21 protein-coding genes are annotated in these 22,090 nt (G+C 51.7%); all 21 read left to right on the top strand.

Going from position 1 to position 22,090, the window contains the following annotated elements; translation table 11 throughout:
• Positions 1-9 precede the first annotated feature (9 nt).
• Positions 10-228, top strand: a complete 219-nt coding sequence (locus WC359_12785; GenBank protein MFA5401316.1) for a helix-turn-helix domain-containing protein — start codon at positions 10-12, stop codon at positions 226-228.
• A 10-nt stretch (positions 229-238) separates the two neighbouring features.
• A complete protein-coding gene (locus WC359_12780; protein MFA5401315.1) occupies positions 239-2,080 on the top strand; it encodes a VapE domain-containing protein in 1,842 nt (613 codons plus the stop codon).
• Between the two features lie 312 nt (positions 2,081-2,392).
• Entirely contained in the window at positions 2,393-2,917 is a 525-nt protein-coding gene (locus WC359_12775; protein ID MFA5401314.1) for a hypothetical protein, read from the top strand.
• 37 nt (positions 2,918-2,954) lie between these two features.
• Positions 2,955-4,313, top strand: coding sequence for a hypothetical protein (locus tag WC359_12770; protein ID MFA5401313.1), 1,359 nt, complete (start codon positions 2,955-2,957; stop codon positions 4,311-4,313).
• Between the two features lie 117 nt (positions 4,314-4,430).
• On the top strand, positions 4,431-6,830 hold the full coding sequence (locus tag WC359_12765; protein ID MFA5401312.1) for a DUF935 family protein: 2,400 nt from the start codon (positions 4,431-4,433) through the stop codon (positions 6,828-6,830).
• Between the two features lie 9 nt (positions 6,831-6,839).
• On the top strand, positions 6,840-8,150 hold the full coding sequence (locus WC359_12760) for a hypothetical protein (protein MFA5401311.1): 1,311 nt from the start codon (positions 6,840-6,842) through the stop codon (positions 8,148-8,150).
• 1 nt (position 8,151) lies between these two features.
• Positions 8,152-8,631, top strand: a complete 480-nt coding sequence (locus WC359_12755; protein MFA5401310.1) for a hypothetical protein — start codon at positions 8,152-8,154, stop codon at positions 8,629-8,631.
• 13 nt (positions 8,632-8,644) lie between these two features.
• Positions 8,645-9,709 (top strand): hypothetical protein, encoded by a 1,065-nt coding sequence (locus WC359_12750; GenBank protein ID MFA5401309.1) that lies wholly within the window; start codon positions 8,645-8,647, stop codon positions 9,707-9,709.
• A gap of 41 nt (positions 9,710-9,750) precedes the next feature.
• Positions 9,751-10,149 (top strand): hypothetical protein, encoded by a 399-nt coding sequence (locus tag WC359_12745; GenBank protein ID MFA5401308.1) that lies wholly within the window; start codon positions 9,751-9,753, stop codon positions 10,147-10,149.
• Positions 10,149-10,727, top strand: coding sequence for a hypothetical protein (locus WC359_12740; protein MFA5401307.1), 579 nt, complete (start codon positions 10,149-10,151; stop codon positions 10,725-10,727). Before WC359_12745 ends, WC359_12740 begins: the two co-directional genes overlap by 1 nt.
• Before the next feature lie 15 nt (positions 10,728-10,742).
• Positions 10,743-11,165 carry a hypothetical protein gene (locus tag WC359_12735; GenBank protein ID MFA5401306.1) on the top strand — a complete coding sequence of 141 codons (423 nt, stop codon included), beginning with the start codon at positions 10,743-10,745 and terminating at the stop codon, positions 11,163-11,165.
• Between the two features lie 38 nt (positions 11,166-11,203).
• Positions 11,204-11,965 (top strand): hypothetical protein, encoded by a 762-nt coding sequence (locus tag WC359_12730; protein ID MFA5401305.1) that lies wholly within the window; start codon positions 11,204-11,206, stop codon positions 11,963-11,965.
• Between the two features lie 7 nt (positions 11,966-11,972).
• On the top strand, positions 11,973-12,635 hold the full coding sequence (locus WC359_12725) for a hypothetical protein (GenBank protein ID MFA5401304.1): 663 nt from the start codon (positions 11,973-11,975) through the stop codon (positions 12,633-12,635).
• Positions 12,635-14,458 (top strand): hypothetical protein, encoded by a 1,824-nt coding sequence (locus WC359_12720; GenBank protein MFA5401303.1) that lies wholly within the window; start codon positions 12,635-12,637, stop codon positions 14,456-14,458. Before WC359_12725 ends, WC359_12720 begins: the two co-directional genes overlap by 1 nt.
• Positions 14,451-17,888: a hypothetical protein gene (locus WC359_12715; GenBank protein ID MFA5401302.1), complete on the top strand. Its 3,438-nt coding sequence runs from the start codon at positions 14,451-14,453 to the stop codon at positions 17,886-17,888. Before WC359_12720 ends, WC359_12715 begins: the two co-directional genes overlap by 8 nt.
• The gene (locus tag WC359_12710) at positions 17,889-19,082 is read left to right on the top strand and encodes a hypothetical protein (protein MFA5401301.1); all 1,194 of its coding nucleotides are present in this window, start codon (positions 17,889-17,891) and stop codon (positions 19,080-19,082) included.
• A gap of 11 nt (positions 19,083-19,093) precedes the next feature.
• On the top strand, positions 19,094-20,767 hold the full coding sequence (locus WC359_12705; GenBank protein ID MFA5401300.1) for a hypothetical protein: 1,674 nt from the start codon (positions 19,094-19,096) through the stop codon (positions 20,765-20,767).
• A 4-nt stretch (positions 20,768-20,771) separates the two neighbouring features.
• Positions 20,772-21,110: a hypothetical protein gene (locus WC359_12700; GenBank protein MFA5401299.1), complete on the top strand. Its 339-nt coding sequence runs from the start codon at positions 20,772-20,774 to the stop codon at positions 21,108-21,110.
• Entirely contained in the window at positions 21,107-21,340 is a 234-nt protein-coding gene (locus WC359_12695) for a hypothetical protein (GenBank protein MFA5401298.1), read from the top strand. Before WC359_12700 ends, WC359_12695 begins: the two co-directional genes overlap by 4 nt.
• 9 nt (positions 21,341-21,349) lie before the next feature.
• Positions 21,350-21,541: a hypothetical protein gene (locus WC359_12690; GenBank protein MFA5401297.1), complete on the top strand. Its 192-nt coding sequence runs from the start codon at positions 21,350-21,352 to the stop codon at positions 21,539-21,541.
• Positions 21,538-22,090: hypothetical protein (locus tag WC359_12685; GenBank protein MFA5401296.1), on the top strand; the 553-nt coding region annotated here is incomplete at its 3' end. The genes WC359_12690 and WC359_12685, both read left to right, overlap by 4 nt.

The following is a 22,090-nucleotide window of genomic DNA, read 5'->3' as shown; positions in this document are numbered from 1 at the left end:
ACTACGGGCATGGCGGTTTATGCAGGAGACGTTATCAAACCCCCTGATTGCTGGGATATTTACGATATTGCAAAACACTTCAGCGTCAGCATCAGCACGGTGAGGCGCTGGATTAGTAATGGCAGGTTAAAGCCAATCAAGCGGCATGGCAGCAAGGATAGGCTATTATTCAAGATTGATTATGTGCGGGCATACACCCCGCCACCCGACAAGCGATTCAAAAAATAGGGGGGGCGGCATGACCACTCGTTACGAGGGTTATCGTGACGCCGATGGACGCACCCTATTTGTCAAGGTGCGCAAAGAGGCAAGCGAAACTGGCACCGGCAAAAAAGCGTTTTACCCGGTGGATGCCGAGACAGGTAAACCACTCAAGTCATTGCTGGCTGAATGGAAAACAACGCCATATAATCTGCCCGGCATCCTTGCCGCTATTGACGATGGCAAATGGATAATAGTGGTGGAGGGCGAGAAGAAGGCAGAGGCGTTAATCAAGATTGGATTAACTGCAACCTGTTTATACCAGGGGGCGGCAAGCAAGCCCGGTCATTTTTTAGACTACGCCATACCTGGTTCCCACTGGCTTATTATCCCCGATTGCGATACACCCGGGCGCAAGTATGCTCGGCAAGTCGGCGATGCCATAGCGGGGGCGCTGGGTGATATTGGTGAGTGTATCTTGTGGGATATCAACCCCAAGCGATCCGACAAATACGACATATATGATTGGATACAGGATAAAGAAAAGGATGGTTACTACGGGGAAGAACTTGCCAATGAAGTATTACAGCAAGCGATAGATAATGGCAAGCAGTGGGCAGCGCCAAAACCCGAATCAACTATTAAGGTATCTGATTTTGCTCCCGCTACATCTGTTGCCGATCAAAACATCCCAGAACACATCAAACTCGTGATTGACCATGCCACTCACAACGGCATATTCCATAATGGATTCCTTGACGCTCTCATGCGTAAAGCCAATGGCAAGGTATCCCGCTTATCAGAGCGCGACCTTAATACCATCTGGCATACCCTGCCATTCACCGATGAATCATTAAAGCGCGCCAAAGCATCCAAAGACTATTTCATCAGCATACTTGAATCGGAATTCTGCCCATCCACCAACCCTGTGAATGACTGGCTATTAGGGTTAAGCTGGGATGGTGGTGACCATATAGCCGAACTCGCCACCAAATTACACACCAAACATTCACCGGCATTAGTGCCCAGTATCCTGCGCCACTGGCTTGCGGCATCCATCGCCTCCATTACATCAGAGTTCATTCCCCAGGGGATGCTCATATTGACCGGCGCCCAGGGCATCGGCAAATCAACATTCCTCCGCCATCTATGTCCGCCGCAACTCCACGACTATTACAGCGAAACATTGCCCGACTTACACAACAAAGATAGTTTTGAGGCGCTATCTGATAACTTTATCATCAACGTTTCCGAACTGGCATCATTCCAGCGCGCTGACTATAATACCCTCAAGGGTTATCTCACGCTATCCAAAGTCAAATACCGCAAGGCATACGGGCACTATCCTATTAGCCGCCCCCGCCGGGCATCATTCTGCGGTGACACCAATGATGATCGGTTTCTATCTGACCCTACCGGCAACCGCCGATTTTGGGTGATTAAGTTGGAACCCGACAATCCACTTGACGACCCTATAGATGAACTGCCCCCTTATTGCGGTGACCAGGTGTGGGCACAAGCGTTAGCCCAAAAGGATGATATACTCGCTGATAATCGTGGGTTCATTTATGAAATGCTTGAACACAGCGAACAATTCTACCAGGAGCCGGACATACTATCGGCTTTTCTTGACCTCTTTGATAAACCAGAGGGGTTCGCCAGCGAGATTGGAATTGAATACCTGTCCGCTACCGAGATACTTGCCGAGTTGCACCGAGTTAATCCCAGCATCAAGGGGAGCGCCATTTCACTCGGCAAAGAACTGGCACGGCTCGGATATGATAAGGCTCCACCTACCCGCAAAAACGGGGAAATCAAGCGGGAATGGACGGTTAAGAGATTACCGAAGAAAGATGTAAATGCAAGGGGAGATGGGTAATTTGCGTAAGTCATTGATAAATAACAATGTAACAGATGAAGGGGTTGGAAAATTCATCTGTAACAATCTGTTACGCCGTAAGTCATTGATAAATAACAATCTTGTTACTGTTACAGGTGTTACAGATGGTTTTCACTTTTCTCCGTTATTTAGGGGTGTCCCTAGACCCCATTTTTATCATCACATAACTACTGATCTGTTACATCTGTTACTTGTAACAATAGGTAGGATTATCAATAACTTACGGTGTTACAGATTTGTTACACTTGATTTTGTCAAGCATCTATCTGTAACAAATGGGGTGGTGGAATCATGGCAAATGTAGAGCTGAAGCGCATCGCTGCTAAATTACACAGTGAACTTACCGCTGCCGGGATTAAGGTGATTGGGGTTTACCAGCTCCGTGATTTTGGGGAAATCCCGGAAACCGAGGCGGGCAAAATCATCCAGCTTTGGGTTAAGGCGGGGTGGAAGCGGTCGCCGGATGATCAGGCGAAGTTGGTTGTTCCGTCTATTACTACCAAGCGCCGCGCTACTACCGGCACACCGGAACGATGGGAGCGCCTGGCGCGCACCGCTGCTTGTATTGCGCTGGAGCATTACAATAGTGGGGATTGGGATAAGGATGAAACCAGTATTATCACCGCCGCCATTAAAGCCTGCCCGATGGTTCCTATGGAGGAGGCGCAGATTGCCGCCTTTGTGGATAGGGCGCGGGAGATGTGGCTGAAGAAAGCGCAGAGTATCCTGGAATCGCGTGGCTTGGCACCTGATATAATCAAACCAATAATGGAGGAGTTGCGCCGTGTTAGTGCGGACATCACGGAAATCAGTTAAGAGTATCGCTGGCGAGACATGGCGGGAGCGTAACCGCATGACATTATCCCGTCAAGCCTATGTGCTAAATGACTTTTGGCATCAGATATTGACCTGTGATAAGCCAGCTATTATTATCACCGCCCCCCGTGATGTGGGTAAAACGGCGGCGGCGGTGCAGTTGCTTAACCCGGAGAATCCATTCTCGTGGGCAAAGCCAGATGTAATCGGCGCCTGGTGTTCCATTGAATATAAGCACATCAAGGAATCATTTGTGCCAGAGGCAAAACGCCGCATCCCTGGTTTGCGCCATGTCAAGGATGATGCGGCTGTTTATATTCCCGGTGGTGGCACATTGTGGACATTCACTTGCCGGGACACGGAGGGCGTGGATCGTATCCGGGGTATTAAGGAACCGGAGTATTGGATATTTGAAGAGTGCTGCTTTTATCACCCCGACTTCTTCCCTATTTGCGAATACAACTTTCGCCCGGGTGTGCGGCGATTATACATTACGTCAAAGAAGGCAGGCACATTCATCCATGAACTTGTATTAAAGGGTGCCCCCGCCGATCCCGACTACTTTACGGTGTTTGATTATCCAATGGACGAGCAGGGTTATCCCATCAAGCCCGCGCACCTTACGCAACAACAGTGGATGGAGAAGGTGCTGCGTGCCGAGCGCACTACTCCGCGACTGGTGTTTGAACGGGAATGCTTGAATCGTTGGGGCTTGCCGAGCGGCGGGGTATTCCTGGGCACAGAGATGGCGTTCAATCTTGGCGCCAAGTTGGGCGTGTTAAGCGAAGGCGTACCGGTAGCATTTGGGTTGGACTTGGGGCAAACGGTGGACTATACCGCGTTGGTTGCCTGCACCCGTGATGGCGCAATGTTTCCCATGCTACATACGCAGGGGATAAGCTGGGACATGGTTGCTGAAAAGGTCAAGCCAATATGGGAGAAATACGGCGGCGGGTTGCCGATATGGGTTGATGCAACGGGCTATGGTTCGCCGGTGATAGAGATACTTTGCAAGCATGGGATACGATGCTACGGCGTGACTATGGGGGCGCTGCCATATAAGGATGCGCCCCTAAATTGGAAGGAACAACTGGTGCTGGATTTCAGCGTGGCATCGGAGCGTAATGAGGTGGCGATAGCGCATAGCGAACTGGGCGAGAAATTGGTGCATGAAATGTATAACTTCCTTTATCACCCATTGCCGAGCGGGAGATATAGATATGAGGCTAATAACGAATGTCACGATGATATGGTAACGGCGGCGATGTTGGCGTGGTCAGCATCGCGGCGGCTTGGGTATGCCAAGCAAGGCAGCCCCCCCCCAACATCAACCCCCACTAAAAAGCGGGATAGCGGAGGACGCGGCAAACAACGATTAAGCAAGCAAATATCATAATCTATATATCCCCATCGCAGCAAATATAGCACTGTCAACCATTGACACCTATTGACAACAAATCTTATTGCTTGACTTTAACAAAAGTGGTAGTATAAGCTATTGTGGAGGTCATTTATGGGAACTCCACAAGGCATACCAATCAAGTGGGAAAAGTGGCGGCTTAACCTTGCCAATATAATGACCGGCGCAAGTGACCAGTGGTTTTCGCCGGTTGAGGGCATGGAGATACGCAACCCCCAGCGTCAGCACTCCGATCGTCCCTGGGGTGCTAATCAAATCAGTTTCACCACACCACTGCATCTTTACGAACATTTACGCCGCACCGAACCGATATTACGGGATACTAGCGACGCTGCATTGCGTTCACTACAAGGGCTGGAGGAGGAGATAATAGAGTCCTCTGGTGACCCCGAGCATAAGCAGCACTGCGAATGGTTGCGCAAGTATTTGGAGCGCTACATCCCAACGCAACTCGGCAACGGTAGTGGAGCGCTAAAGGCGCTATTGTGGGATGCAGTGGATTATGGGCGTTCTGATTTGACGCTATCATTCATCAATCAAGGCAGCATGACCTTACCGAGTGAGATTGAATCGGTGCAGTCCTTTGCTATCAAGTATGTCTATTTAAGCCAAAAGGCGCGACCGTATTTCAACGATTCCCGTTATGCGCCTTACGGTATTCCGTGGGAAGGTGAGGATGTTCTATCGTTGCGGCTTGGTGCCCGTGACCCCTGGCGTCCGTATGGTTGGGGTGTAATCTCAAGTTGCTATCGGCTGCTCTACATATACAACTATGTTTATGCGCTGGCACTTGAGGGCATGGAGCGCCACGACCTGCCCTGGATACTGGCAAAGGTGCCACTTGGGGCAAAGGACTGGGCGAATGACATAATTGATGCAGATACCCGCGTCGCCGGCATGATAGTTGGTGAAGTGCCGGTGCCGGAGCAATCCGATCCGATGATGCCCAGCCCCATGCCGGATAATCCACCGGATCAATATACGCTTGAGTTCCACGAGATGTCCCGCACTACCAGTGACATATTCCAACCCTGGCTCGCCAAGATGGAAGCGGGGATAAGTTACGCATATACCAGTCAAACCCTTGCCAACATGCAGACCCAAAGTGGTGCGGGTAGTCTTGCGCAATCAGAGGTTCATGCTGAATCACAGGGGCGCAGTGAGGCGGGCTGGGTGGCTTTGATGGAACCACTATTCCAGCAGATAGTTGACCGGATATGGCTGCATAATTATCCCGGCGAGACACCGCCACAGTATCACATTATCACGCAACCCGAGACCGAGTTTGACGCTCCCCGCCTAACTGCGGTATTGGGCGTCGCTGATCAGGTGGCGATAGAGGCAAAATGGCTGCGTAAAAAGATAGGAGCGCCGGAGCCGCAGCCGGGCGAGGAGCTTGTCAAGGCTGCCCCCAAACCAGCGCAACCCTTCGGTTTTACAGAGGGCAAGCGGGTGGTGGATGGCTGGGATAAGTTCTTAATAGAGCAAACCGATAAGCAGCGCCGCATAGCAGAGGGCATAATCGGCGCCGCCAAATTGTATGCGGTGCAGGTTGCAAAGCGAGTAATGCCTGCGCTGCGCTCTGGCTTGGATAAGCTGGCAGCGACCTATCGTGGACCAGCGACCACCAAAGAGCAGATAAATGATAAGTTTCAGCCTCTGCTTGACGCGATTGATAGTGCCAAAGAAAGCGGCGATTTGCGTGAGGTCAGGAAGAACGGGCTTGACCTGGTTGAACTGACCAACCGAATCTATGATGCCTCTATTACCGGCTGGCTGGCTGGCTATAAGGATAATGGCAATGAATTGTGGAAACGCCAATATGCAGACCAGCTCATTGCCAACTATGCCAAATTAGCCGAGCAGCCACAGGGCATTACAAAGATAGATGTTGCCGATGATTCCCTGCGTTCATTTTTGCAGGCATTGGCGGATGGCAGCGCCCGTTATGGCTTGGCGGACTGGGCTGCTGCATCGGCGGCAATACGCAGTCGCAGCCTTACATTTGCCAATCAGAGTGCGCGAAAGATAGTGGATGATTTGCGGCTGGCGCTATATCGTGCGGTGGATGAAGGGTTGACCAAAGAACAGTTTATGGCGCAACTTGAGACGGCGTGGTCAGCGGCAGGGATTGAGCCAAGCAGCCCAGCGTATCTTGAGATGGTGTTCCGCACGGTAACGGGGCAATCCTATGGGCAGGGGCAAAAGGCGCTTGCTGATAGCGAGTCGGTGCAGGATATTGTGTGGGGATACCAGATGGTTGCCAATCCCGGTCTATCGGTTCACCATCTCTATCACTACCCGGAGATGCACTTATTCGCAGCGCCAAAGGGGCATCAGGCATGGGTGGATGGTTGGAATACAACTTGTGACTTTAACTGCGCATGTGTGCGGATAACCGTGCTTAACCGGGAGGCAGAGCGTAATGGCTGGATGGGCGAACAGGAACCCGTCAAGCCGTATGTTGGCGTGCCACCCGGGTTGCCAAATTAAGGGGGTAATATGCTTCACTACATAGCAGAAGGGTTTAGGGTATGCAGCACCGACATACCTATTGATGGTCGCATGGGTGTAAATACAGCCGAGCGGTTGCGGGGCGGTGCCATTTATTACGATCCTGATTTTGAAATGTGCGTATTGATAACAGGACATGATGATAAGACAGAGCTTGATGCCCGGCAATTAGGCAAGCAGTATTTGGGGCGCGTGATGGCTTTTGTCTTTGACGAATCAACCCATGAATTAATAGCCGACATTGCATATACCCAGCACGCGAAGGAACTCATTGAAACTGGGGCGTTCCCTGGTGTGAGTGTGTTTTTAGGGGAGATGTGGCGGGATAAGGATAAAACCACCGCTACCAAAGAGGTTATTCCCTATGTGCATCACTTGGCGCTGGCGCCTCCGGGTTCATTGCCAGCAGTGCCGGGGCTTGACAAACCGGAGGACTTGATACGGAAAACAACTCGTCAGATGGAATTGACGGACATTGAAGAACCGCGCCTACGGGCGCTGTTAGAAAGGAAGGGTGAAACAATGCAACAGCCCAAAAAGACGCCCGAGGGTGCGCCCTCTGGGGCGGATGTGCAGGCAAAGAAACTGCAAGAGAAGGGCGGCGAAGGAGCATCGGAAAGCGCTCTGGTCAAGACAACCAAAGCGGCAATGCCGGAGATATTGAAAGCAGTCGGCGATGCAGTTGATGGTAGTGGCGATGTGGGTGCTGCGTTTGACGAACTCAAGCGCGCTCTGATTCTCATTGGTGCCATCAGCGAGGACGCTCCCGCCGAAACCGGCATGGAGGAAATACCACCCGAGCCGGAGGTTATTGACCCGTCGGCAATGTGCGACCCGAGCAAAACCAGAATGACCGCACAAATCGCTGAATTGGAGCGCAGAGTGGAGGCTGGCGATATTAGCCAAATGCTACTCGCCGAATCTAACGCCGGGTTTATCAGCGCAGGAGAGTTCAAGTATTTCCGCGATGGATACCAGGGCAAAAAGCTCACGGCTGAAGATGTGCGCAAGGGAGTCGCCGCGCTGCATGTGTCGCGTCCGACCCCGCCATTTGCGGGGGGCAAGCGGTTTGACATGGGGCAGGTGGAGGAAAGCAAGCTGGTCAAGCTCTGTGACCTCACTACATCAGCCGCATGGTCAAGTGCCAGCGATGATGTGGTTGTGGAGTATATGCGGATGCAAAAGTTGATTGCTGCTGGCGTTACCCCGACTTCTGAATTTATCGCTGATACTCGCGCCTACAATGCCCGCAAGCTATTACAGAGCGAGCAGGCAAAGCTGTTAGAGGGGGTGAAGTAGCATGTATAGTTCTCCCAGCACAATGGGTCCACACGGGCACGTTCCTGTTGATGGATATACCTATTATCCCTGGCACCTTGTCTATATCCTGGTTGAATCAGGACCAGTGCCTTGCGATACAACGGGGATGGGCGTGCATGGCATAGTATTGCCGGAAAACAAAGACGTTAAAAAGGACGCTGACGCAACCGACACCGACAACTACTTTGCATACTCGCATGACAAGCATCTCACCATAGAGGATCGCGCTCATATTGAGGTCTATGCTTATACTGGTGGGGAGATTCCGATTTATACCCCCATTATGACTGACGGCTTGGGGCGCATCATTGAATGGGTTCTTGACGAGAACCTATATACGGGGTGCGGTTTTAGCTTGACGCTGGCAGCAACGGGACCAGACGAATGGATTCCCATACATTTCCATCCATCAGGTGATACACCGGGCTGTTCCGGTGAATGCACCGAAGCGCAACTTTAGGAGGTGAACGAAAATGGCACCAAGCAATGCGAAGAATCTTGATTACTTAATTCCTGCGGTTCAAAAGGAAACCATCATATCCGGGCTATTGTTCCCTCCTGGAGCAACCTACCCCGATGGTTCCCCCATTGGTGAGGTCTTTGGGCGTGTTCCGGTATCAAAGGGTGCGCGCATGGCAACCATGTGGAAATACCGCAGCGAGGGGCAGCAAAACCCCGACTACCGCCGGTTTAAGCATCCTTATGATAGCGGCAAGGAAATCACCCAGCACAAAATCAACTATGAGAAGATGCTGCTCCCATTGGAGCGTTGGAGCGCGCTGGATGGTCGCGATGTTGACCATCTGATGGGCACAAGTGCGCCAGACGATCTTGACACCGAAATGGGCGTTGGGTTGCGTGAAGTTCTCTACGCATCCCTGGAAGCCGAGATTGCCGCCAATGTATTGAATACGGGCAACTATACACTCAATGCAACTCCGGGACCAGGCTATTATGTAGTCTGCACAGGAGACGAGTGGAACGATGCTACGGTCAATCCATTTACCGATGAGACCAGCGGGCTTATCACGGCATTATCGGCGATGTATGCGGCGGGTAAGTTCCCCACCGATATACTACTGGGTGCGGCAGAGTGGGCAGCGTTGGCAAGCAATGCCAACTCCCAAGACTATGTGCGCAACTTCCTGCTTTATAGCCCCGGCATGATGGGTGAAGGCGCAACGCTGCCTTTGGCTGGTGTGGAGCGCGCACTGGTCATTAATCCCTTCCCGCCGATTAAGCTGCATGTTGGGCTGGCTACATATCAGGCTGGGCACGCAGTGGATGGCAAGTTTGACATTGATGAGGTGGTTTCGCTGTGGAGTGGTTGCTTGCTTTATACAAAGGGCAACATGACCATATCCGGCAAGCCATCAGGTCAGCACTTCTGTCTGCTTGCGGATGGTGGCGATGAGTTTAGCAGCAATGAAAACACTGGATTCCGCTACAACACGATAGACTTTAAGTATAACCTCTATCAATGCCACAATGTGATTAGCTGGACAAACGCAACGCTTTTGACCGGGTTGATTGCATAACTTAATACCGGGGGCTTATGCCCCTGGTCAAGGTGATAGACATGAGTGTTTATTTGACAGTAGCGAATTTAGAGGCATATAAATCAACCGCATGGACGGCGTCAAGTTGGACGAATGCCCAAAAGCAGGCGGCGCTTGACGAGGCGGAGGGATGGGCTTATTCGGAGATAACGCCGAAGGGTTATGGAACGATAAGCACCACCGGCGGCGACTGGTATAAAATACGCGATGCCATCCTTGACTATGCGCTGGCTCGGCTAACCGCTGGTGGAGAACAATCAAAGGCATTGCGGCGGATGGCAAACAAGGCGCTACTAGAGGTCAAGCGGGGGCGCAAGCAAACATTTAACCGAATCCGCGATAATGGTAGGAGCTTGTTTGGCAGGGGCAGCGCTGACGGCAAAACCGATGCGGGAACAGCGCGAGGGGCTATTCTGTAATGACTATTTCGCTGGCAATTGATGCAAGCGGCATCAATAAGATAGCGGAGAAGATGGCTATGATTAATGCCAATCCGGAGCCGTTACTGCTTATCGCTATTCAGGTGGGGCAAACCAGCGTGCATCGTAATTTTGTAGCGTTAGGGCGACCTACCCCCTGGGCGCCGCGCAAGCCATTAACCGAGAAGATATTGGAGAATCGTTACGGCTATGTGAAAGGCGTGCTATTGCGCGTCACTTCACATCTCATGGCGGCAACAGGGCTGGGCGGGCAAGTGGGCGCTGATGGCGTGCTGCGCGTAGAGGGCAACACAGCGTATTTGGTTAACAACACACCCTATGCCGCCAAGCTGCATTACGGCGACCCCGGGGGCGAACCTTATGTTGAAACGGTAAAACAGCATCAACGTATAAGTCCAAAGGGCAATGTATATACGGTTAAAGCGCATCAGCGCAATGCCATAACCCGCCCCATCCCCCCGCGTCCGTTTATGATGTGGCAGAAAGAGGACGGCGAAGATGTTGCTGCATATTGCCGCAGTTATCTAATAAAAACACTTTCTTTTGATACGCATTAAAGAAAGGCAATAGTAATGGATATTAAGTCATGCGCTGAATCTTTACGGGATTTCATTATAACCCGCCTGACCAGCGGCATATCCCCACAACCCGCGTATCCGAATACGATAAACAATGTGGTGTGCTTTACGCAGGATGCAGGGATTGGCACTTACACATTACGCATCACCACCGCTTTCACGCCTGGCGGCAAGTTCTGGTCAGATAATTGTGCATTGACGCTATATATTGATGGCATGGAGATTGGCGAGGCGAATAACCGTTTAATGGAAATATCCGGTTGGATTAAGGAAGTGGTTTGTGAATGGGGCAAATCACAGCAACAATGGACGATTAAGAACCAGCCCCAGGTTACGCTGATGCCCAGCGAAGAAGGCGCAAGATATGTAATGGCAGTAGTGGCTTGGCGGCATCAGATACCCGATGCCAGACCTTAAAACCTACGCAACTAGCGTAAATCATAGGAGGTGCAGCGATGGCTGCCGGAGAGCAAAGAGTATATAACGGTCGGTGTGTCCTGATGGTGGGCGACAATCAAGAGGATTGGTGGATTGGCGACGCCACAATGGAGATAAAGCCAACCGGATTTACCCGCCGGGGTGGTGGCATGAATTACGGTAACGCCTGGAATACGGGATATGAATATGCCCGTATTACATACAATGTTGCCACATTGACCCGCGTGGAATTGGTTGATTTGCTGGGCTTGCCATTGGCAGCAAACAGCAAGCAAATAACTTACCAGGATGATGTTGTGCCCGCGACTCCGTTTGTAATCACGCTTGATGAGGATTTGGCGGATGATGGCGAAATCACAGTGTTTGCGCATGTTGGGGATGGTCAGTTTAGTCTAATGACTCCCAGCACCGGCGCGCCTGCCGATGATACCGAATATCAGATTGCAGTTGGTCCGCCATCAACTATAACCTTCCACACTGACGCAGAGGGTGAGCAGGTTCGCATTCGCCACACGCTTGACAGCACCAATGGCGAAAGCGCGATACTGGCTGGCGACTATTTCCCCAGTGAAGTCCCGGGTGTGTTCTTTACATCGGAATGGATTGAGGGTGATCCCGCCGACACGATTCACGGTATTTTGTGGGATATTCCTAGCATGATTCTGCATCCTGATAGCATTTTGCGTTTTGGTGGCAATGCGCAGGGCGCGGAGGGTGAAGCAAGCACATTAATCTACCAGATTCAAGGCACAGCGCTCCCCACCGTCAATAGATGGTAGGCGCGTAATGGACGTAAGGCTTGGCGATTTTGGCGGCAAGGGTCGCCGCGTATCACCTGGTGAACTGGCGAAGATATTAACGCCGGTAGGTGCGCGGCGGGCTGCCGCTTTTGATTGGGATACCGTTACCGAGCTTTTAGACAAGCTCTGGTATATGAACCCTGTATTGCCAAGCCTTGAACGCACTGTATGGCTGCGGGCTTTCAAAATGCCGTTTTACAATCCCTTCGTGCTTTACATAGCAGCGCAGGCATTCCCGTGCCAATGGGAAAAAGCGCAGGCATGGCTGGGCGCGTATCAACTTGTGCAGGGGGTTGGCTATGATTATAAGATGGGGAAATTAACCACTACCGAAACGGAGTTGCCGATGTGGGATCATCACGAGGCGCGGTGGTGGCAGGAACGCATGGATAATGAGCTTGCCGGTAAAATCCTGTTGAATCAATTATGGTGTGACAAACAGATTGGCGAGTTGATGGATAGGCGGGAGCGTGCTACCGCCAAGGACGAACGGGATAATCATAATAAGTGGGCAAAGGAGCATCCCTGGCAGCGGCGCGGCACAACCCTATTGCTGGCAAAACTAAATATGCTGCTGGGCGATAAGGCGGCTGGGTTGCCGTATAATCAGGCGGTATGCTGGGCTTGGTGGAGTGGGGAGCTGGCGTAATGGCGCATGGCATAGACACTGACCTCAATATCAAGGCTATCTATGATGGCAAGGGAACCCGCGATGCCGAGAGGGATTTACGCGCGCTGGGTAAAACCAGTGGCACGGCTGGCGATGCGCTGGGCGGCGTTACTGATAAGGGCAAAAAGTCTGCTACCGCATTTGACCAGCTTGGCAAGAGCATAGATAAAACCTCATTAAATAAGCGTAAATTCATCGGATTGGCTAATACTTTGCAAGGCGGCATGGGCAGCTTGACGGGTTCGCTGGCTGGCGTGGCGGCGGGCTTTGGCGGGATTGGGCTGGGCGTAGGCGTGGCAATATCCGCCATCGGCGGCTATCTTGATAATATGGCAAAGATGCAGGAGCAGGCAAAGAAAACTGCAACTGAATTGATTGCCAATAGCGATGCCGCCAAACAAGCGGGCATGGGATACATGGTTGCTGCGCAGCAGCTTGACGAATTGATTAAGAAAACGCAAGAGGCTGGGCGCGGGGCGTTACTGCTGCAAAAGGGCGGGCAGGCTGGGCTGGCGCAAACAGCGCAACTAATCTCTAATGAAACAGCCGCCATGTTGGAAAATGCCATGCGTGCAGCGGGTATGTCGGCACAGGACATAGCAACCAAGATGCAGCTTTTACGCCCCGAGTTGGATTCGGTGGGCAAGGCATCACAGAACCTTGCCGTTGCAGAGGAAAAGGTGCTGCAAGCGCAAAATGCGGTTATCTTAACCCAGCAGGACGCGGTAAGGCAGCAGATTGATGTTGCCGCCGCTAAAGAGGCATTGAAACTTGCCGATATGCAATACACCGATGAGGTCAATAAATTAAGCAAATTAGTGGGCTTTGATGTATCTGGCGCTATGCAGATACTCACCAAAACCACATTGACCGAACTGGTGCCAGCGCTAAAGGGATATGCCAAATTCATCATAGAGCAGGGGCAAAAGAGCCAATCGGGATCGTGGATAAATCTGAATGGTGAGGAAGTTTGGGTGCCAAAAACCAAGCCTGGCGATATTGACCTTACAACCGGGGAATGGCAGCCCCCCGGCACGGCGGGGATTGGTGGCGGGGGAACTGCCGGTCAACCCAAGATGATCAATGATTATACGCAGGAAATACAGGAGCGTCAGATTGCCGAATATGAAGGAACTCGCTATGGCGCTGCTGAATATGGGTTATTAAGGCGGCAGGGTGTTCCCGTCCCTGCACCCAAAGAGTTGGAGCGCGGCGCCCAGCGTTATGGGAAGAAGAAGGAACAAAAAGAGTTGTGGGATTCTTATACCGAGGGATTACAGCAAAGCGTTGGTAATGCGGTTGGGGAAGGAATTGCCATCGGGTTTGATAAGGGAGCCACCCGCCAGGACAAGGCAAAGGCAATCGCCAATATGCTTATCAGCGTTATATTCACCACACTATCTGCCATTCCTGGCATTGGTCCTATTCTGTCGGGTTTGTTTGGTGGAATGAGTGGGATTAGCCTCGCGGGTGGCGGCTATCTATCTGGCGGCAAGTGGAGGTCCTTTGCTGGTGGCGGCGATTATGGCAAGTGGGTGGGGTCGCCAACCATGGTGCTCGGTGCAAAGAATAACGCCATCATCGGCGATTCTCCCTATGGCGATGAACTGGTGCTTAACCCCCCGCAATTAAGCAACCTGGTGCAGCGGGTGCAAGGCAAAGGGACAACCAATATAACCAATATAAAGGTGCAAGCTGACGCCGTGATAGGACAGGAAGGCGTGGAGCGCGGGATAAACAAGGCATACCGTAGCGGCGATGCACGGCGCAGCAGGGGAAGGGTTGGCGGCGGCAATGGCTAATCCCGCCCCTATCCGCGATATCTCCCGCGTGGTATTGCAGCGCATGGGCGGCGGCACAATGACGGCACCCCTGACGCTTTGGGCAGGAGAATATGCCCCGCCAGGTGATGAAGGTTCGCTAATTGAAGTAACCCCCAATTCATCGCTGGAGGACTTTGCGGGGGAGATAAACGGCGGCAACTTTACGGTGTCCGCTTTCACATCGCAGGTGCCAACCTTAACCACGCTGCCCGGTGGATTTTTAGAGGGATTGACGGATACCAGCTATTGCCTTGCCACCGCCTATGAATCAGTTGGCGGCGATGAAGTTCCCAAGTATGTAGGGCGGGTGGAAGAAGTATCCGCCAGCCACATGGACGGGCAAACCATCCTAACCTGCGATATGGGCTTGGTGATTTGGCGGCATATAACCGATGATAAATTTGGGGCTGCCAATCCCTGTTTGCAGGGGCGATGGTTTGGTTGGATGGCGAATCGGATTATCACCGCACTCGGCGCACAAGCAGGGGAGATTCAATCGCCGGCGATCCAATATGATAAACCCTACCTATCCTTTGCCGAGCACCCCGAATATGCGCTGATTACTAATGATATTGCCGATGTAACGCCGAACAGTTATACCCGCGCATTGGCTTACGGCGGGGGTAGGATTTGGGCTTGCGTAAAGCAAAAGATATTAAGCTACGATTTAACAATTCACGAATGGGAATATCACGGCGCATATACCGGCATGACGGCAATAACGGGCTATGATTTCTGCGTGATAGGGTTGAATTACGAAGCTGGCGTTTTGCGGGCGCTACTGGAGCATTTGCCGGTCAGCGTGCCGATAGGTTCATCGCCAAGCGAGGAGTCATTCAGGGTTTATGAGATTACGCACAACCTAACCACCGGCGTTAATACTACCATTCGCACCTGGTATCAACATACCCATGAACGCATAGCCAGCCGTGCCTTGCGTTATGCTTGCAATGGTAGCGGGGGAACCGCCTATGCCAGCGCAGAGGCTATTGGTGCCGCGATTCCAGCACCACCAGATCAAACCTATGCTGACACCAGATACCCGCAAAATAGCGTGATTGTTTGGTTGCCGGTTGGTAGTTTTGTGCAAAATAATATGATTGTGATTAATGGGACTGGGCTTTCATTTGCCGTTAATAATGGGATTATGGTTTACATTGATGGACGCAGTTATTATCCTGGTTATATAACGAATATTGTTGATGATGGTGTTGCTACAACCCTGACGCTATCAGAGTCAACCGGAATATTCCATGTGGTGACTGCACCCGTAACTGACTTCACGGCGAATTGGTTGCCTGCTTATTCATTCACCCCCAATGTCTATATCGGTTATCCGACTATGGTTGATGTGGAGTTAAGCCCTATAACCGGCAGCAACCCCCGCAAAACCGCCAGCGTCAAGGTGTTTCGCCGCAACTCTGCTTATAGCGGGGCGGCATCACATATTAGCCTTGACACCGGGATAACCTTGCCCGCCGAATTACAGCCGGGCTGGTATGCAATATTAACCCAAACCGGGGAATGGGCTGACCATCCGGTACCCAGCACTGATAAAACTGAAGCTGATGCAGTGCCATTTGTTATTACCTTTGAACGCCCCCGCTATATCTGCGATTTCGCTAACGGCTGGACACAAAGGGATACCGCGCATGACACGCCGCCGGGGGTGTGGGATCATAGGCAGGGGCGGCTTGATAGTGTTATCTATTATAATAATGTTGCTACTATATTTATGGCGAGAAGCAAAACATATAGTAAACAGGACAGAGCTTTAACTACTGGCAGTTTATATGATTTATTGTATGATACTAATTTTTGGGCTATAAATGATAGTGGGATATTATCTTATGAAGTATTGGAATCCGAGTCCCGTTATACGCACGGCAACGCTTATATATTTGACTATGCGCGAAACTACCATCACATTGCCGAGCAGTCTATCAGCTATGAGTGGGTTGATACCGGCGGGGAGATAGCGGCGGTAGTGGATACGGGCAATTTAGCGCCTTACCCTTACGGTATTTCCCACGACTTATATTGTCTGGGCGCGGTGGATTTGCAAGCCGGTGATATTATCGGCATATCAGAGGAGGGCACACCACCAACCAATAATGACCATATTGGCAGGATGGTTGACCTCAACGAAAGCCTGTTTAGCCCCTCCGGGCTGGGCGCTCACTTTTATACCCGCACAGTTGTCTATCCGCAACTCGGCGTTCCCAGCAGTGCCGTTGGCAAGCATATCTGGAAGCTGGTAGCAACCCGCCGCTTGGGGCGCTGGATACGCTACGATGCCGATTGGACAAATATGGTGGTGTTGCATAACTGTGTGCGGGATACTGCCCGCGATATTGACGGGCAGCTAACCGCCCGCATTGACGCCAACGATCCGCCGGGGCAGAAGTTCACCATCACAACCGATGATACCGGCTTATGCAAAGTTAAGCTGGATGCAGTTAGCCTTACGCTGCCAACCGTTCTGCTGAAAAACCGCACGCAGATTCGGGTATTGGATAGCGCTCCCTTTGGCGTGCCGCTAACCTATCCCATCCCGCCGGGCAAATTCGGTTATTACATGGAGAATTGCGGCGATAATAGGGATGAAACCTGGATCGTGTTTAACAATGCCCTTGCCGGAACCGAGATTTATGTGCAGGCGCAGTATTACAGCGATGATTACTGGATAAGTGATTTTTGGGTGCAGGGCGGAAATATCTATGCTATGGAGGAGGGCACCGGCTTAATCCTTAAATATGATGGCAGCAGCGTAACCGTTCATCAAGATTTGGGGCGGGGCGAGGATGGCGGCAATGCGTTGGCAATCGCGGCGGGCAATGATAGCTGGATAGTAACAGCCCCCGGCGGATACCTTGCCAAGTTTAGCCAGAATCACAGCGGGCATGTTGATAGCATTGTGCCAACCGGGGGGCGCTTAATTGACCTGCTCGGCTTATCGGTGCAATCAATGGGGATGCTGGTCAATGTTGACGCTGATGGTAAAATCAACATCAGGCGGCGTGACCAGACTGTTAGCAGCGATGCCCTTGATGCAGTGCGCCCCACGCCCACACTAAAGGAGCAGCCAACCCCGCGCTCGGTGCGTGTCAACTATTTGCGGGGAGCGGCGCAAGCGGGCAAGCAGATAGACCCGCGGGGGTTAAGTATTCCCAGCATTGACAATTACAATCAAGCCTTATGGAATGCCAACCTTTACTACGCTATTGATACCAGCGAAATATACGAAATAGTGGTGCGGATGGAGCAAGAGGTTGACTTGATGAATATTTACGAGGTCAATTATCCCTTCCCTATCATTGACGAGCATCAGGCAATTAATGTGCAAGTAATGAACTTGGCGCCAAAATACCGGGATCAGATGATTATGGTTACGGCAAGGAGAATATAAATGGCTAAAATCAGCGATCAGGCTTATGGCGTGGGGATGCCGGAGATTTGGTATAACATCGGCGGCACCATGCTGGCGGATCGGTATGTTGGTGGGCGCTGGGTGGTTATAGAATTGCCCTGGAATACCCACTGCGATAGCGAACCGGAGGATACCTCATTTCCTGATGTTGACCCCATTGAGGAAACGGCTGCCGATGGTTCGCTGTATTTCCTTGACCGTGGTTGCCGTGGCGAGTTCCCTTTAACCATTGACCCCTGCACCAAAGAACTATATCAATCCCTGTGCGCCTTGCGGGGCTATGTAGCGCAGAACCCAAAGAACTGGCTCCTATTCCGCCGCCACTCCGATAAAGACGAGGCATACCGGGTTAAGTGGCGTGGTCCATTGCGCGATCCCTGGTCTCATGGCAATGCGGCGGCGGGCTATGCAGTATCATTCACGCTGATTGGCGTTGATAACCTTGATAGCGCCGAACCTGATAATGAGATAGTCAGCCACTATTGCGATAGTGCAATCGTTTACGATCCTACCGATGAGGGCGTTCATAGCTATGCCGAGACAGGCTGCCCGTGGGAATTTGGGGTTTATCGCGATGGCGAAATCCCGCCGCAATGGTTAACCACCGGCACTACTGTGGTTGACCGGCTGCGCATCAACAATAAACCGGCGGCGGGATTATCCTGCACCGGCACAGAGCGCAGCATATTGAACTATGTGACGCCCGCCAATGGTTACATGACGGCGCAAATCCTTGTAAACAATGGCGTGGGCGGTTTGATTTGGCGGTCCAATGTCGGCATGACCAACTATTATGCGATCCGGGTTGACCCGGTTGCCAATACGATTGCCATTTATCGCAATACTACATTGCTGGTTTCGTTCGCGTCACCGGTAGCATTGGCGGTTGATACCTGGTTTGATTTCAAGATTCATTTCAACGGTTCCCTGCATAGGGTTTGGGTCAAAACCCCAATGATGGCTGATTACTTGTATGTCGGCTCCACCACCGATGCCAACTATACTACCGGATATTGTGGGCAGCTATCAGTTGGGGTTGGTAGTGTGATGTTGGGGTGTTATCACGATGTTTATAGCGCCAGCTTTGTGCGGGCTGAACTTGACTCCACTACGCTGGCTTATGCTGCATACTATACCGGGCAGCCCAAATTTATCTATCCCTGGTCTGCATAGGAGGACATACAATGTCACAATTCTATTCACGAGCACGCACCGCCGTAGAGGCTTATATAAACCTTGTGCAATCAGAGGGGGCGGTGGCATCAAAGCGGGTTAATGCTACCCGCCACATCGCCGAGCACGACATTATCTTTGAACGTGGCTGCCGTATTCTATCTTACGCGCAAGGGTCTGACTGCGATTCCACTGGCACTATCGCGGCGGCGATGCACCTTGAGGTGATGAACTCGCCATCCGGGACGCTGGGCGATTCAATGGGTATCGTGTGGGCAGGTGATGTGGTTTATGTCTTTGATGTGTCCACCGAAACGGCATGGCGATTGGATAGCGGCAGCACCACCCCGCCGGTCAATGACAATATCGTGCTAACCGATGCCGAGATATACCATCTTGGCACGGCAGTTTTGCCTATTGACTATACCACCTTGACCCTTGCCAACATTGATATAGTGGTGGTAGGGCGTGAGGGTGCATTTAAAACGGCGGAGGATGAGGTTGCATGGGGGACGGAGGATCACGCTAATAATGCTGCATCCGTGCCAATGGAGGATGATTGCCCGGTTGATACTGACTTTTGGGTTGAGGATGATAATCTTGAGGATGATGTGCTGGTTAAGCTGGCAACCGACATTAATGTGTTGATTGACCCCGCAACCGATACCATTCTGCCCCGCATCATTGGCGAGGATAATCTGACGCTGGATGCCCTAATGTCATTGAAAGGTAATATGCACCCGGATGGTTGCTTTCAATATTTTACCGGCTATGCTGGATATACAAAAGCATACCCGCTGGGCATCCAGCCCGGAAGCGCACCCCCTGCGGTATCAGCCCCGGCGGCTGGCGGCACATTTGGCAATAAGAATGATTGGAGTGTGAGGTTTCGCAATGGAGAATCGGTATTTAGCCGTGCCATGACCGGCGGCAATATCACCTATCTGCTTAACCGCTTCAAGGGTAAAAAGCTGCGTCTGGTAGTAGTATATAAAAATACTGCTGGCACAGAGGACTTGACCATGGAGATTATAGATAGCGCCGGTTCATCGCCGGGCACTATTGATGTCAGCGCTGCGGCGGATTATACCGTTTTTTATGTTGACCATGATGTTAATGCCGCCGCTACTGACCTTTATTGGCAAATCTCCAATACCGGCGGATCACCGGCGGGCAGCACCGGGTTAATTGCTTTTGTCGGATTGTTCTTTATGTCTAAATCCGGCAATTACTGGATGCCGCTGGGCGATGAATACTATGAAATCATCAATCAGAGTTTTTCCTTTAGCGCAGTAGCGTTGAATACCTTCTCTGATTCCGATAGACAAACCAATAATGGGGCGGGCTTTGATCCGTGCATTGAGGGCGTTATTGTTGGGGTTCACACGCTGGCAACATTACAAACAGCGGGCGGCGGCGATAATGATTATTCACTTTATCATTGTGATGCCGCCGGGACTGAGGCTGAGGACGCCACATATAAATGCCGCATAGCCTCTGGTGCCCGGGTTGGCAGGGCGGAATGGACGCCGACTTGGGGCACTACCGGTGCCCCCACCGCTGCGCCGATTATGTTGGCAGGCGGGGATTATGGCAGCTTTATATGTCATAAAGTCAATGCGACCGCAGGCGGTGCTCCCACTGGTATTCGCATTAGTGATAAAATCTGGGTTATAAAGGGGTAAAACCATGCGCTATATATTAATTCTATTTGCCCTGCTGCTGGCGTGCAGTCAGCCCGCCGAGCCGCCTGCTAATGTTATTGCCGGGGTGGGGAGTTATGCCGTGCGGGATGGCGGCCATTATCACATCACGGCATGGGTGGATACTACACAAGCTAGTGATTATCTATCCATGTCTGTGATTATTGACCAGTGGATAGGCTGGCAATCCGTCATTCCCGGCGGGGCTGAACGGCTGATATTTGAATTTGAAACTCCACCTAACATCGGCGAGCCGGGTGGGGAGTATCTAGTGCGCGCTCACTCTAACAACGAAACCATAGAACAGACGGGAATTCTTCCATGACATTGCTAACAGATCAGGACGGCGGGGGCGGCTGCGATAGCACCAAGCGCGAGGAAATACTGCACCGGTTGACCGTATTGGAAAGCACCCCACACTGCCCGGATCACGAGGGACTTTCTACCAAACTGGATACGCTGGATGGCAAGGTGGGCACCCTAACAACCGTTAATGTGATCGCCCTTGTCATGGGCTTTTTGGGCATCATACTTGGAATTATCATCAAGCTGTAAGGAGGAGATATGCCAGCGATATTTGATTGGAAACACTACATCAGCCGCAAGTTCCTGACCTGTGCGGCTATTGTGGCGGTGGCGCTTATCAAGGTGATGCGAACCGATGATTACCTGATGGCGGGGATTTGCTTTGGCGCTGCCCTTGCCACTATCGGCATTTACATTTACGGCAACATCAAAGCCGGTGGGAACGCTTGAAAGGCAATCATACCCATAGCCTTGACCAGATAGAGGGCAGCCGGTTATTGCAGCGGGTGGATAAGGAGTTTACCGAGTGGCAGAAATCCAAAATATCCAGCGGTAGCAAGCCCCTGGCGGGCAACCTGCTATCCTACGATGGAGATACGCTTAACGTCAAATCGCTGGAGATTGGCGATATTGCCGCACTGAATGTTGCCCTCAATAACAAGGCAGCGGCTGACCATACGCACACAGGTTACGCTGCAACCAATCACTCCCACAGCATAGGCGGCATCACCGGATTGCAGGCGGCGTTGGATGGCAAGAGTAATACTGACCACACACACCCCAGCAGCGGGGAATCGGAAATCATCGTTAGGCTTGGTGCTGATGTTGCCAATGCCACTACCAGCTTTGCCGATGTAACGGGGTTATTATTTCCTGTTCTAGCCAACAAGGACTATGTGTTTGATGTGTGGCTATTGTTCCAATCATCCGTTACCACCACCGGCATTAAATTAGCGGTCAATGGTCCGGCCGGGTTTGTGGTGCTGGGATTGCAAACCC

This window comes from Dehalococcoidia bacterium (assembly GCA_041653995.1).
Lineage (GTDB): Bacteria > Chloroflexota > Dehalococcoidia > GIF9 > UBA5629 > CAIMUM01.
This window is presented reverse-complemented; position numbering and strand designations above follow the sequence as displayed.